We start from the raw sequence: 14,272 nt of genomic DNA, 5'->3' as shown, positions 1-14,272 counted from the left end.
TAGGGCTATTCAACAACTGTTACCTCTGCTGTATCGGCAAGCCATTGAGCCGCCTTAGATCTGCGTGCCATCTTGTACAAATCAGCTGTGCGATTCGCATCCTCCCAAGATTTGCGCGTAGCCTGTGCATCCTTCTCGCCTTCGAATAATTCATCTATATCGGCATCGGTTATTTCCCAGTTATTGTGCGCAAATATAGCCTCTAGCGTGCAGTCTATAGCGGCTCTACGCTCGGCTTCGCGTGCAATATCTTCTTTCATAGCGTCGCCATCTACAGAGTTCTGCAGCATCCACTGTTGCAGATCTACCCCTTGCTCTTTCAAATTCTGCATGAATTCATGCCCGACATCCTGACGAACGAAATCTACAAAATAATCAGGCACCTCGCCATCTAAGCGCTGTGTGGCTGCATCAATAGCGCGGTCAACCTTTAGTTTGGGAAGCTCTTGTGCCTTCTGCATGCCTATATTTGTGCGCATTTGCTTACGCAGGTCTTCCATGTCGGCGCAACCCAACTTTGCCGCAAACGCATCATCCAATTCGGGAAGAACCATCTTGCGAAAGCCCTCTATATGCACTTCTGCATGAAGGTCGCCATCGCCATAGTCGGATGTGCCGTCCGCATTCTTCGCCTCAAAATCGAACTCTAAATCGTCGCCAACTTTCGCACCGATCAGTTTTTCGTCAAAGGATTTTGGCATCGTACCCTCGCCCAAGCCAATCATGCGCTTGGTATTGCGTATACCCGACACCAATCTGCCATCAGCGTTCTTCGATATAGTCATAACTGCTCGCACATAGTCGCCCATTTCAGCAGTATGATCAGCATCTTCTATATCTTGGAATGTATGATAGTGGTCTTGTATCTGTTTTATTTGCTGCTCTACATCGTCTTCCGTAACTTCTTCGGAAGGCATTTCTATAGCAACCGGATCATAACTTGTAAGTTGCATTACTGGTGCAACTGGTCCCGAAACGGTGAACGTAAAAGTCGCACCTTCTTCGGGTACTTCATCAACATTAAACGAAGGTTCGTCCAAAAATATGACACCCGTGCCATCAATTGCGGCAAACGCATTCTCGTTGATAAGAACCTCAGCCACGCCGCCCATAGCATTCGCGTGCCCGCCTACCTGCTGCTCTAGCACCGCACGAGGAGCTTTACCTTTCCGAAAGCCCGGTATTTCTCGCTGGCTTATCTGTTTGAAGAATTCATCAGTTGCCGCCTTCACTTCATCGGCAGACGCGACTATAGTAAGCACCGCTTCTTGCTGGGTGCCATCATCTTCTCGAGCAATATCCTTAACCTGCAAAACAGCTCCTAACTTGAAAATTTCTGCTCAAGATAGTATCTCACACATACCATCATTAGGCATTACAAGACTGCTGCATAGTTAAAGTTAATCGTAATAACCGGCATCAAATGCTGCATCTTTTGCACCACAACCTGCCTGATAGCACGTTGGGCGAAATTTAAGCACCTTGTTATATATTTCGGGTTTATTGCGTAAGTTAATCATCATGTTATAAACGGCAGCACCATCTATTTGTATTATGCGATCATTGCTGCTTTTCATAGCGAAATAGATTTCAGCCGCTGTGTGTCCATCTACTTGCATAGGGTTTTCTATTGCGTCGAAAAAGCGCGGCTCGGACAAATCGACGTAAGCGCAAAATTCGCGATACACATCATCGTTTTCGGGCGCAAACAGCGTCTTGCTGTAATCTGGGCGATGCGACAGGCGCGAGGCTTCCTCGGGCAACGCTGCATCCAATTCGGCAAAATAGTCCAGCGCCGTCTGTCCACGCTGCGCTTTACCCTCGGCTATTAGCTCTTGTTCTTTCTCATACGAACCCATCAGGCACCTCTTTTCTCAAAAAATCGCTACATTGCATCATATATACGCGAATCTCAATCGTCTAGCTTGTTTAGGGGAGATGACAGCGGAGTTAATGTCATCCCCTAAATCGTGCGAGGAAAATAAATAGACAAAAATGGTCAAAAAATTCGACTTTCCACAGTCGAAAGACCGAATTGCTTAACTGAATTGTGGAGGACACTGGGCAAACAGCATTTGGCGATGCACCAATGAAAGCTATTTGCCCTTTCCGACTGTGAAAAGCTGGAAGTTTTGACCATTTTTGTGGGAAAAGCCTTCCATAAGTACGTAATCGGGCGTTATGCAATTGGTTTTTCGGATTGCACATGTTTAATCGCTTTTCAAACTAAGTGCTGCCTCCCCGCCCTGTCATCTTTGCTGTCTATTTTTTACGCACGTATAAACTTACCGCTTTATAGTGCACGTCTTCATCATCTAAAACGGTATCTACAGTTTCACCTGCTTTGTATCCTAAATTAGCAGCTACCTCGTATTCATCTTCAATACTTGGCGTGTCAAAACCAGCAGCTTCCAGCCATGCCAAGTTTTCAGCTTCAGTGTGTGCAGCCTGAATGCTGTTGCCAATTTCACGCGCGGCTTCCACGACAGCTTCATTGCGGCTGCGGTCGGCAAACACCGTTTCCAGTATTAACAGCCCGCCCGACTTCAGCACGCGCCCAAATTCACGCAATGCCTGCTGCTGATCGTACAACAGAGTTACAACGTTATTTATGTACACAGCATCTATCGTAGACGTGCCAATGCCCGCAGAAATTAAATCCTCCGGGTAAGCCACGTGAAATTCCATATTGTTGCCCTTAAGCCCGCTATCGTGCCAAGCGCGGTTCATGCCATCAATAGATTCCTGCACATAAGACGGACTCCAATCTATGCCAATCGCATGACCTTCGTTGCCGACCATGCTGCTTAGCTTGTACACCCCGCGCCCGCGCCTACTGCCTACATCTAACACACGCTTGCCTTTCAATTCGCTTGCGGGAAGCAGCATTTTACATACCGACGCAAAGCCATATTCGAATTCTTTGTTGGCGTAGTGCTCCGCCAGCGCAGCCGTGTCTGTGGAAGATTTAGATACAGAAGCGGAAACCGCTTGTGTGGTAGCCCCGGCGGCTGCAACCGGCTTAGCAGCCTCAGCATCGCCCTCATCCAGATTGTTTAATTTTTCTACTCTGTCATATAGCCCTGCGCGCGAAGCATCAACCTGCAAGTTTTCGTTGAACTTGTAATACATATCGTTTCCGTAGTGCGATACAAATTGAGTAGTAGCACGCCACGTAGTCAGTTCTGCCAAAAACACCAGCATTTCGCGATTTCCCATTGTGCCGTCAACAAATTCAAAAGCGCGATCCATCTTGGCGCTAGCTTCATTTATCGCCGGCTGAACTTTCGCTACTTCTGCTTTATATGCAGCCTCTATAGTGCGAAAAGCTGCTTGACCACTTGGAGTCTGCTGCAATACGCACTCAGCCAAAAAAGCCTTCAGTATTCCTATAACCAATCGCTCGCGCTTTATTTCAGAAATCGATACCGTGCCAGCATCTTCTCGACGGGCAAGGTCAGATTCAATATGCACAATTCTCCCACCAAGCGCCTCATCAGCGGAAGCCCCATCTAACAGTTCCGGCTTAGCTTCACGCAGGACATCTCGCAAACGCATGCAAACATCTTCCAGCTGCAACGTGTCAGCACAACTGTCGCCAAGCGCATCAAGCAGCAGACCTAAAAGCGCTACTCGCTCGTCAAATGCAGCGTCACGCGCCCGTGCGCGAATAGTATCGCTAGCTTCGCCTGCCAAAATGGAATCTACCTGATAATCGCTGCGATACTTTTGGAACAGCGCATAGTACACACTGAATTGGTCGCATACCTCATCATCGCGCAAGAACTGCTCGAACAAATCGCGATCGACGGGCTTTTCCATGCGCTCGTACAGCGCAATAAGATCAGCTAAATCTTCCCAACCACGCGCCGTCACAAACGACTTACCACCGCCCGGCTTGCTCTCAACCTTATAGAAGCAATCTTTCTTCGCTTCCAAAAAAGTGGTAACAGCCGGATGCAAGCCCCGCCCCACAGCATATTCGCGCCACGCACTATAGTCGGGTTGCACATCTATTTCGCGAAGACGGTCAAGCGTTACTATGTCAAATTCGTGCACACTACGGTTGTATTCCGGCGGATTGCCCGCGCACACAACAACCCAACCCGCCGGCACCTTATGCTTGCCAAACGTTTTGAATTGCAAAAATTGCAGCATAGACGGATACAGCGTTTCGGAAACGCAGTTAATTTCATCCAAAAACAGAATGCCGCTTCTAAGCCCAGTACGCTCCATATAGTCGTATATTGCAGCCACTATTTCGCTCATCGTATATTCCGATGCTTCAAAATCTAAGCCCTCAAAGCTGCGGCGCTCAATGCGCGGCAAACCTAGAGCACTTTGGCGCGTGTGGTGCGTCATAGAGTAAGACACCAAACCAATTCCCAGTTCGCGCGCCACTTGCTCCATAATGGCGGTTTTACCAATTCCCGGCGCACCCAGCAAAAACACAGGACGCTGATGTACAGGCGCTATGGCGAAAACGCCAGCTTCATCGCGCTGCAAATACGCCTCTACCGTATCTTTAATTTGCTGCTTCGCCTGAGTGATGTTCATCATAACGTCTCTTCCTTTACAACTAGCTTAATTGCCCAAGGCGGCACGGCAGGAATTTCGCGCGCCTCATCTTCCACAAAAACAAACGCTGCATCAAAATCGGGCGGAGCATCCGGGAATGTGCCCAGCCCATCTGTAAAATATATCAATCCGCGCATATCGGTAAGCTTGCCGGAGTCGCGCATACCCTGCACATAGTCAAACACAGGGCGAAAATCGGTTCCACCAAAACCGCGCACCTTAAAGCGCTCCATCAGCGCATCAACATCGCGCATATCGCGTATAACCATATCCTCCTGCAAGCGAGAATCGCTTTGTATTACATGTATGTTTACATCGGTCGCATAATCTTGCGAACTTTTCAGAATGTCGAAAGTATGTTGCACGAAACGACGCACCAAATCGCCCTTAACCGACTCCGACGTGTCTATCGCTATAACAAAATCGCGAATACGGTCGGTTTCCTTATATTCCAGCGGCTCAATTAGCGGCATGTTTCCATACAAATCTATCCCATAGGTGTAATAGACATAGTCAAATTCATCGGGGTTTACTAGTATTTCTTCGTTTTGCACCATAAACTGCCGCAAAAATTCGGAGTAGTCGTACTGTTTGCGGTTAACAAGCGCTAAATTTTGCATGAAGCTATTTGTCTCTTCGCCCCACTCCTTGCTAAAAGTGTCCAAATTCATCGCTATTTGCTTGCTTATTTCTTCCCATTCCTTTGCGTCATCTTCTCGCTCTTCATTATCTTGGAAATTGCCCATAGGGTCTGCGCCTTGGTCTTCGTGCGAATAAGACATCTGCTCTGCAGCCAATTCGGCTTCAGCAGAGTTGTCTTCGCCACCGCCTTCGCTTCCCTCGTCTTCCCCGCGACTTTCTAGGTCTTGCATCTGCTCGCGCATACTTTCAGGAAGTTGCTCGGCATTTAGCAATTCTTCAATAGAAGATGCAGCTTGTTCATTATTACTGCTTTCATCCTCTGAATATTTTTCCGGAACATTCTCAACGGATTTATTGTCCGTATCGCCCATAGCGGGCCAAGCAGCATGTTCGTCGCGCTCAAACAGCGCATGCCATTCATTTAAGGTGCTACGCCCAAGCCCGCGATACTGCTGCCCCGCAGGAGTTTGCACCATATTATGAACAAGCGAATAAACTTTTCCCGGCAGCATGTCGCCCGCCATTAGCCTAATCTTGCTTAGCGCCTCTTTGCGCGCCGTATCGTCTTCGCTGGAAAAGCGACCAGCGCACATATCCATAGCCACACTTTCAACAATAATGTCGCAAGTTAAATTCCACGCCTCGCGGTCTTTATGGTCGGCGTTGTACGGATGCCTAAATATGCAGTGTAGAACCATATGCAAGTAGTCGCGCACAACTTCATTGAACGACTGATTGAATCTGGCTATAACACGCAAAGCCTCAAGCGCCACTATGTGCCCGTTCGTAGCCAGCGGATACGCACCGCCAGCCCGCACCGGCTGAAGCGACATTCGCCAAAGCGCCAAATCTAGAAAGCGGAACTTTAGCATCAGCTGAACGCGACATTCCTCCAGTATGTCTGCAGCTAGCCGGTCTTCTTCTGCGCGACGGCGTAACTTTTCGTCAACAGCATCTATCATAGCGCCCCACATTTCTACAAATCGAAATCTAGTTCGGCGCGCCCAAAGCGGCAACGCCGTACTTCTAGCATATATCCGGTCATAGCGGCATCTTGCACGGCACCAACTTTATCTATTGCCGCGCTTATATTGCTGGCATTCAGATACCCTAAATCCACCAATGCGTCTATCGCCGCTCTGTCATCATGCTTGGCAACTGCAATGCAAATATCGAAAAGATGCTGCCGCAAAATGCGCTCTAGCATTTGCCTGTTTACATCCGTTAAAAACACCGGGTCGCGCAAGCGCTCTAAAATTCGCGTGGCTTGTTCATAAAGACTAAGCCCATAGCCGCTTTGTACTGCGTCAAAATTGCTGGTATTCGCAATTGCATTATCGTAATGCTCCAGCAAAGTTGGTATGCTAAAGCCGCCAACAGACGTAAAAGCTACAAATTGCTGGTGCTGACCGCGGTCTGTATCTGGGAAACGTATTTCGAATGAACTGTGCCCTTCTAACGCTTCTGCCATGTCTATATGAAGTAAGCGAACCAAACAATTGACAGCAAAAGCACGTATGCCGATATCTACTAGGCTGCTATCCATGCGCAATTCGCACAAATTGCTTGCCCCACTAAACGCATATGGAGCAATTTCTACAACGCAATGCGGAATGGCAACATTAGGCTGTTCGTCCATATAGTGCACAACTTGCCATTTTCCGTCGCCTAATACCGTCAAAAGCATTCCGCTTTCTATGCGGAAATGCGGGTTCTTAGCGCTAACACTAACTTTTCGCAAACTTGTTGCCGCTCTGCCGCTATGTGCACTCTGCGTTACAAGCGCCATTGTACCTATACTTTCCAGCGTCTCAGGAATGTAAAGAGACTCTATTGCTGTATCCAAAAAAGCATCGCTGCCTATACGCTGCAAACCTTCGTGCAACACAACGCGTTGCAACTTAGCGCAACCCTTAAACGCAGCACTTCCTATTTCGCGCACAGATGATGCCAGTTCCACCTCTTCAATACATTTATGATTCAAAAGCGCCCGTTCATCTATACAAACAACGCCCTCTGGAACTTTCAGATAATGCGCATCGGGGTCTATCAGCCATTCTAAATGCAGTCCATCAGCACATTCGCGAAGAAGTGCTCCCTGCTTATCTATTTTTAACTTCGCGCCGGCTTTGATACCAAACGAGGCATGCTCACCCGCATAGGTTATATGCGTCCCATCCGTAATGGGATGCCCAATATGATCGATAGACGCAGGAAGCTGCAATTCGCGAATTGCAGTTCTTGTAAAAGCATGTTCCCCTATATGCTGTAAACCATCGTTTAATCGAACTTCGTACAATTCCGGACAATCGAAAAAAGCACGCTCTAGTATTTCGCGAAGTGCATTAGGTGCCACGAATTCACGCAACTGCGTATGCGCAAAAGCATGTTCACCTATGGCGCTTATGCCTTCTGGCAAATGAACACTTCGCAGTTCACTCATTCCATTCATGGCTTTGCGCCCAATAGCCACACAATTTGCGTCTACTTCATAGCTTTGCACTTTTAACGCAACCGCCACAAGTCCAAGCCTGTTCTTCGTATATATAGCTATGCCGTCGGTTTCCAAATAAGGATTTTGCGTGTCAATATCTATTTCAGATAAATTTCCTTTACCGAAAGTTCCGGGATATATTTCCCTAGTACCGACACCTATGTGCAAACGTTTTATATTTGCGTTATCGAAAACATTGGGGTTTAGGCGATCTAATCGACCCGGCAGCGTTAAGTCTTCCAGTCGCTGACAGTTTCTAAACCATCCAGAGTCGTATTCAGTTACATCAGTTGGCAGAACTGCACAGCGCAATTCGGCACAATTCCTGAATGCGCAATACCCAATAGACACTATAGAATCTGGCAACTCTACAGAATGCAAGTTGGCAAGATTAGCGCACACGTCATCTGCGAGTGCCGCAACGGGTTTTTCTTCAACGATTGCAGGCACTTTCAGATTAGCGTTTGCTAACTTTATGCAGCGTTCAAGCCGCACTTCTGTGCCGTCTAAAACAACGTAATTCCAGACATTTCCCTGAGAATCGGCATATTCCCGCATTTCAGACGCACGTGCAGCCTCTACAGCAGCCGCACGTTCCAACACAGCCCTGCGCTTACGAAGGCGTTCCTCCGATTCTTCAGCTTTAGCTAGAGCCTGTATTTCATCACCCATTAAAGTAGGCGAAAAACCACCAAAGCAAACATCTAGGTCGCTAAGATCGACACCTAGGCTAACACCCATTTCTTGCCTTCTGTCGGGTTTGGTTATGTTTCCAAGCAGCGCGTCCGTCGTGCGCCCCACAAACTAGTTACGCAACAGGAGTGCTATCCCAAGGAGCACCAGCAGGATTCAGTTTGCGCCGCCGCGATAATTCATCGGCATGCAAGATGCAATAGCGAATACCTTTAAGCGTTACATAAAGACATGCTATTTCATGTTTGCTGCCATGATTGAATACATCGTATGTCAGATATTCACGATCTATCATCGGTTGATAAACAGGGTTATCGACCACTTTTTCCAACAGTATATTTGTAGACTCGCGACCAAGTTCATCCTGCTTCAAAGATATGTTATACAAGATGTCTTCTTGCTCTTCAGTTAGACGACCTAGTTCTTCTATCTCAGCTAAAATTTCTTCCTCGGTTGCCATAAACAAACCTCCGTATCGGTGCACGTTTTATTGAAATTATACCAGCTAGAAAGCTATTTACCACGCATTTCACTATCTATTCTTAAATGTCTATAAAAAAGGGGTTCGCCAAAAGACGAACCCCTAAAGTAATGAGCTAAATAAAACGCTTACACGCCAACGTAGCCCTTGGAAGGATCGCTATCGCCAACACCGATGCCAGTGTCATTAGCTTCGTTGCCGGTACGCTTGGTTGAAGTGTAGCCACCCCAAGCGCGAGCAATATACTTATCCTTTACCCAAAAAATCTGAGCCTTCATCAGGTCAGGAGCAGCAACCCCACATTCAGCCAGAGCCTCGTCCTTAGACTTGCCACCAGCGATAAGCTCGTTCAGCTTATCAGCGGCTTCATTTGCGGGCATCGCCAAAAACTCTTCTTTGGTCATCTTGACCTCCTACGGTCCTCAATGCGGCACCTTCGATTACGAATTATATTTCAAAATCTAACCGAAGGTGCCAAACAATGCCTAAAGAACTTTAGAGCTGGAACAGAACCATCGGGCGGTCGAATTCCGCCATCTTGGCCTGCATTTCCTCGAGCGTACCATAGTACATAGAGGCAGACTCTTCAACTTGAACAGCTAACGGACGCTGACCAGCTTTGTCGCCGTCAGTTCCCCAGTGCTCGGAGAAGATAGAGGTTGGGCAAGGGATGTAGAACCATTCCCAAGCGTCACCGTCGTTCCCTTCACCCTTCTTGAAAGGACCGACCTGAACCTCTTTGATACCCCACTGCTCGAGAGGAAGGCCTAGCTCTTCTTTGCAAGCGATCTCGGCTGCATGATTGCCAGAGAAGTACGTGTAATCAACTAGCAAAGCGTATTTCTGTGCCATTTAATTCACTTCCTTTCGAGTTAGTCTTGGTCGAGGCTGCGAACACGGCGAGCGTTGCACATAACACCCTTGTACGGTGCGCCGAAGCCGAGCTTGCCGATATTCATGTGAGGAACAAGGCTGTTGAAGTTGGACTTCCAAACACCGAACAGGTTGGGCTCTTCGCCGTCCTGCTCAGGGAACCACCAACCATGAGCACAGTTCAGAATGCCCGGCTTCATAACTGGAGTGATTTCTGCCTTGAAGCGAGCCTCACCAAACATGTTGTAGACCTCAACCCAGTCGCCCTCAGTGATGTCATATTCCTTAGCAGTCTCAGGATTGATCTGTACCCACGGCCACGGATCGATCTGACGTAGAGACGGAACATGACGATGCTCTGAGTGGAACGAGCTGTAGCGACGAGAACCAGACGTGGTGATAAGCGGATATTGCTTCTTCTCTTCGTCGGTACGCAGGTCGCTGTAGGGGCTGTAGTTGGGCTCCTCGTAGTAAGGTAGCGGATCCTCGCCCCATGATTCATAAAGAATCGAGTAAGCTTCGATTTGACCAGTAATGGTGTTAAAGCCGGGCTCACCGTCGAAGCGGAGCAGACCCTTCTCATACTTCTCATACTCGAAGCCATGTGCACCAGGCTGATAAATGCCGAGCTCTTGGAAGCTATTCCAGTCGTAGCCAAGTTCCTTCAGCTGATCGCTGTAGAAGTCTTGGGTAGCCTGCTCGAGCAGATCCCAATCAACATGATGCTCGTCAGCCGGCTTGTACCACGGATACCACTCGGGGTTCAAACGCTGACCGAACAGCAAGCAGATCTGAACGTCAGATACGCACTCGCCAACCTGCAGAGCCTTGTTCATGGGGCCCATGAACACGGTGTTGCGGCCATAGTGGGTAAGCACGATACCGGTGTGCTCTGCCCATGTAGCCATCGGCAGGAAGTAGTCGCCAACAGCCATAGCTGTCGGGGTCATGGTTAGATCTTGGATAACAACAAACTCTAGCTTCTGCAGAGCCTTGTGCCAACGCTTCGGCTGAGCGGAGCAGGTTGGGGTTAGGAAGTTGGAGCTGTTGAACCAACCCATCTTCAGAGCATAGGGCTCGTCAGATTCCATGGTGTTCAGAGTTTCGTCAGGCTGAGTTGTAGCCATACCAGTGGACAGTCCGGGCCATGCAGCAGCGCCGATACGCTTCTCCCAAACTTCGTCGCTCATAGCGCCACGCTGGTTCATACGCCACTTGCCAAGCAGAGCAGACGGAGGACCAAGAGTTAGACCACCAGGACGGTCAATAGAGCCAGCCAGAGCAGCCAGAACAATGAATGCCTGAGACAGCTGTACGCCGTTCTTGTTCTGGTCGAATGCTAGACCCCATGCCCAACCGATAGGACGCTCGGTGCCGATGATGTGAGCAGCACGCTTGATGTCCTCAGCAGGAACAGTAGTAATAGCAGCAACCTTGTCAACCGGATACTCAGCTGCACGAGCCTTGATCTCATCAAGACCATAAATCCACTTCTCAGCGAATTCTTTGTCGTACTCGTCGTTCTCGAACATGAGGTTCATGATGCCCAGAGCCAGAGCGGTGTCGGTCTGAGGACGAACCTGCAGGTTGATGTTGCCATCATGTGCGCCAACCCAAGTGATACGCGGGTCAACAGAAATGATATGAGTGCCAAGCTTCATCATGTCAACTAGGCAGTGACCAAAGAAGCCGTCACCGTTGGAAGGCAGAGGCTCTTTACCCCAAACCACAACCCACTTAGACAGAGTGTAAGCCGGGTCATGATAGCTGCCGGGCAGATGACCAGCATAGTCAAGCTCAGGATAGCCAGCGCCAAGCACATAGTCAGAGATAGAGCAACGCGGACCATAGCAAGACCAACCAGACTGCGTGTAGCAGCAGTTAGGTGACTGCAGAACCGAGAACGTTAGAGCATAGTAGAAGATGCAAGCTTCACGACCGGTGCCGCCAAAGCAAACGATGGACTCGGGGCCATAGGTGTTCTGGAAGTAACGAACCTTCTCGCAGATGGTGTCGATAGCTTCGTCCCAAGTGGTCTGCTCCCACTTATCCTTGCCGCGATCCTCAATAGCACGCTTCATCGGGTGAATGATGCGTGAAGGCGCATAGGTGTACTCGCGCAGCGCCAAATTCATAGCGTTCACACGACCCGTAGTAATTGGGTTGTCGTCGTCACCCTCGATGCGGATAAGCTCGCCATCCTTGGTAATAACCTTAACGCCATACCCTACCGGGTGAGATCCCGGGGGCGACCAAGTGTTGGAGCGGGTAGCGACGGTGCCGTCAGAACGCTCGACACGCCATTCTTTACCGTATGCCATTCTTTCCTTCTTTCTCACGTCTCCATTACTTAATGGAACCAAAACTACAAGCCTGCCTCTTAACAGTGGTCTATGTCTTGAGACACTAATGCTTTTTATCCCTAGCTAAAAAGCATTCGCTTGAAGCCGTAAATAAAACACCGTGTTAACGGCTGCTATCAACTTAATATACGAATGGATTTTTACGTCGTACCTCTGATTTGTTTTTCGAAAATTTAGCATCAACCCGACAGGTTGATTTTTATGATGTTCAACTATATAATGCCTGTTCAGATGCTTTTATTGGGTACTAATGCTTCAGGTTGAATTGGGGTTTTCAACTTGCCACATATAACTTTAAGTTTCGGTCGTAATTCTAACAGCGCTGAAACTTCTGGTGATCTTTCAGCGCTAGGAGTAGGGCTTGCTGCTTTCATTGCATGGGTTTTTTCGGCACCGTTTGGTATGCCCATGCTATTAATGCGCGACAACGCATTTTTAGCTTCTGTTTCCAACGATGTAACCATAGCCATCCACCTTGCATATATATGCGCACTTGCAATTTGCCTACTATGGATGGGGTTAACTAATCAATATTTCCTAAGATTTTACGTTGGTCGCAATGTGCTTATATTGTCGGGAATACTATGCATTGTCGGTACGGCAATGTTGGCATTATGCGGTCTGTTAGACACAGCAAACGCCAGCACAACTATCGCCTGCCTAGGAAGCCTACTAGCCGGCATAGGGTCGGGTGTATTAACTTGCTTGTGGTGTACTGCATTTGCAAGGTATGAATTTACGACCATTACCTTGAATTCGGCTTTCGGCATGGTAATAGGTCTTGTAATTTCAATTGCACTTGTTAACTGGATACCCGCCGTAATTTCCATTTCAATTGAAATAGCACTTGTGTTAATAACCGCAATTGTGCTGTGGCATTTGACACCAATTCCCTATTACAGACGGCGCGAAATGCCTATATTCCACGCGCTGCGCGTAAGCCGACTTAAATTTTTGCTGCAATTGGGCGTTCCTATGTTTATATTCGGCATTTCTCTATGGGTTATTGGCAGCATATGCATACACAGCGCATTCTGCACACCGGATATGGCTGGCAATCTATTGGTGGGAGCCGCATGTGCCTTGTGCGCTATTCTTTTTATCACCGCAGTAGGGCTTCTGAAAAATGAAGCACACTGGGACACCCTATTTCGTTTTATGCTTCCTATTGTGGGCATAGGAATGCTAGGAGTTACACTGTTTAACAGCGCTTATCAATTGAGCGCCATTTTTCTACTAGCGCTAGGGTTTAGTGTTTTTCTTACGCTGCTTTGGGTGTTGTTTTCAGATATGGCGCAAGAATTTAGACTGTCGCCAATTTTTGTGTTTGGCATAGGCTGCGGTCTTCTTATAGCAGGTGTAGTTGTTGGATCGTTAATTACGATGCGCATCGGGGTATACGACGAATGGACCAGCTTGCGATGGACAGGGCTAGCTATGGCATCCATTATTTGTCTGATGATTGCCGGTGCATTTATGCCACGCAAACGCAATGTTTTGCGAATGCTAAACACAGACTTTGTGGAAGATGCCACAAAGCTGAACCAGATGGTACTAGATAGCGCCGCAGCGCACGGAACTGCCACCACCGATGAGCAAGCCGATGCTGCCAACCCAAATCATCCAGACGATTTTGACATGGAAGATTCCGAGACTAAATTGGCAACGACAGGTTCTACAGATAATCTGGATTCATCCGAATCATTGAATTCATCTAATGAAACAGCTGCTGCATCTAAGAAGCCTCAGCGTCAAAAAGGCAGTTTCTACAAACGATGCACGCAAATTGCCGACCAGTATTTACTAAGCCGTCGCGAAACGGAAGTGCTGTTCTTGCTGGCAAAGGGTCATAAAGCAGTCTTTATTGAGGAAAAGTTGTGCGTATCAAAAAGCACCGCAAAAACGCACATCAATCATATATATAAGAAGCTAAATATACATACACAGCAAGAATTATTAACTATGGTGGAAGATAGACCGCGTCCGCACACAACTTCTAGCACAGCTGAATCAAAAATGGATGCAGACGCTGCGTATCTCGAAGAAGAAGTCTTGTATCACGGATTCTAATCTAGCGCAAAATTAAAGGTGTGCACACCGGTTCGCATACCCTGCATACCAGCCTGCACACCTTTGCATACCTAAAAC

At 48.1% G+C, this 14,272-nt stretch carries 10 protein-coding genes; 1 reads left to right on the top strand and 9 read right to left on the bottom strand.

Features of this window, described 5'->3' with window-relative positions; translation table 11 throughout:
• Nucleotides 1-5: 5 nt before the first annotated feature.
• The 9 genes from tig to G7Y37_RS03390 form a co-directional block, all read right to left on the bottom strand.
• Nucleotides 6-1,313: a trigger factor gene (gene tig / locus G7Y37_RS03430; RefSeq protein WP_165061876.1), complete on the bottom strand. Its 1,308-nt coding sequence runs from the start codon at nt 1,311-1,313 to the stop codon at nt 6-8.
• A gap of 87 nt (nt 1,314-1,400) precedes the next feature.
• Nucleotides 1,401-1,859, bottom strand: a complete 459-nt coding sequence (locus G7Y37_RS03425) for a hypothetical protein (RefSeq protein WP_165061873.1) — start codon at nt 1,857-1,859, stop codon at nt 1,401-1,403.
• Nucleotides 1,860-2,262: 403 nt separating this feature from the next.
• Nucleotides 2,263-4,560 (bottom strand): methyltransferase domain-containing protein, encoded by a 2,298-nt coding sequence (locus G7Y37_RS03420; RefSeq protein WP_165061871.1) that lies wholly within the window; start codon nt 4,558-4,560, stop codon nt 2,263-2,265.
• Nucleotides 4,557-6,182, bottom strand: a complete 1,626-nt coding sequence (locus G7Y37_RS03415) for a VWA-like domain-containing protein (protein WP_165061868.1) — start codon at nt 6,180-6,182, stop codon at nt 4,557-4,559. Before G7Y37_RS03415 ends, G7Y37_RS03420 begins: the two co-directional genes overlap by 4 nt.
• Nucleotides 6,183-6,196: 14 nt before the next feature.
• On the bottom strand, nt 6,197-8,455 hold the full coding sequence (locus G7Y37_RS03410; protein ID WP_165061865.1) for a leucine-rich repeat domain-containing protein: 2,259 nt from the start codon (nt 8,453-8,455) through the stop codon (nt 6,197-6,199).
• A gap of 67 nt (nt 8,456-8,522) precedes the next feature.
• Nucleotides 8,523-8,867 carry a hypothetical protein gene (locus G7Y37_RS03405; protein ID WP_165061862.1) on the bottom strand — a complete coding sequence of 115 codons (345 nt, stop codon included), beginning with the start codon at nt 8,865-8,867 and terminating at the stop codon, nt 8,523-8,525.
• A 149-nt stretch (nt 8,868-9,016) separates the two neighbouring features.
• Nucleotides 9,017-9,292: a hypothetical protein gene (locus G7Y37_RS03400; RefSeq protein ID WP_165061859.1), complete on the bottom strand. Its 276-nt coding sequence runs from the start codon at nt 9,290-9,292 to the stop codon at nt 9,017-9,019.
• A 91-nt stretch (nt 9,293-9,383) separates the two neighbouring features.
• Nucleotides 9,384-9,740 (bottom strand): oxidoreductase, encoded by a 357-nt coding sequence (locus G7Y37_RS03395; protein WP_165061856.1) that lies wholly within the window; start codon nt 9,738-9,740, stop codon nt 9,384-9,386.
• A gap of 20 nt (nt 9,741-9,760) precedes the next feature.
• Nucleotides 9,761-12,082, bottom strand: a complete 2,322-nt coding sequence (locus tag G7Y37_RS03390) for a molybdopterin-dependent oxidoreductase (protein ID WP_165061853.1) — start codon at nt 12,080-12,082, stop codon at nt 9,761-9,763.
• Between the two features lie 321 nt (nt 12,083-12,403).
• Here G7Y37_RS03390 and G7Y37_RS03385 point away from each other — a divergent pair, with 321 nt between their 5' ends.
• Nucleotides 12,404-14,194 (top strand): LuxR family transcriptional regulator, encoded by a 1,791-nt coding sequence (locus tag G7Y37_RS03385; protein WP_165061850.1) that lies wholly within the window; start codon nt 12,404-12,406, stop codon nt 14,192-14,194.
• Nucleotides 14,195-14,272 lie beyond the last annotated feature (78 nt).

The organism is Adlercreutzia sp. ZJ154 (assembly GCF_011039055.1).
Taxonomy (GTDB): Bacteria; Actinomycetota; Coriobacteriia; order Coriobacteriales; family Eggerthellaceae; genus Adlercreutzia_A.
Note: the sequence above shows the minus strand (reverse complement) of the source record. Positions and strands in the feature narration are given on the sequence as shown.

Coding starts and splice junctions, on each gene's coding strand:
- G7Y37_RS03425 (WP_165061873.1), bottom strand. CDS start 1,859: ATGGGTTCGTATGAGAAAGAACAAGAGCTAATAGCCGAGGGTAAAGCG.
- G7Y37_RS03420 (WP_165061871.1), bottom strand. CDS start 4,560: ATGATGAACATCACTCAGGCGAAGCAGCAAATTAAAGATACGGTAGAG.
- G7Y37_RS03415 (WP_165061868.1), bottom strand. CDS start 6,182: ATGATAGATGCTGTTGACGAAAAGTTACGCCGTCGCGCAGAAGAAGAC.
- G7Y37_RS03410 (WP_165061865.1), bottom strand. CDS start 8,455: ATGGGTGTTAGCCTAGGTGTCGATCTTAGCGACCTAGATGTTTGCTTT.
- G7Y37_RS03405 (WP_165061862.1), bottom strand. CDS start 8,867: ATGGCAACCGAGGAAGAAATTTTAGCTGAGATAGAAGAACTAGGTCGT.
- G7Y37_RS03400 (WP_165061859.1), bottom strand. CDS start 9,292: ATGACCAAAGAAGAGTTTTTGGCGATGCCCGCAAATGAAGCCGCTGAT.
- G7Y37_RS03395 (WP_165061856.1), bottom strand. CDS start 9,740: ATGGCACAGAAATACGCTTTGCTAGTTGATTACACGTACTTCTCTGGC.
- G7Y37_RS03390 (WP_165061853.1), bottom strand. CDS start 12,082: ATGGCATACGGTAAAGAATGGCGTGTCGAGCGTTCTGACGGCACCGTC.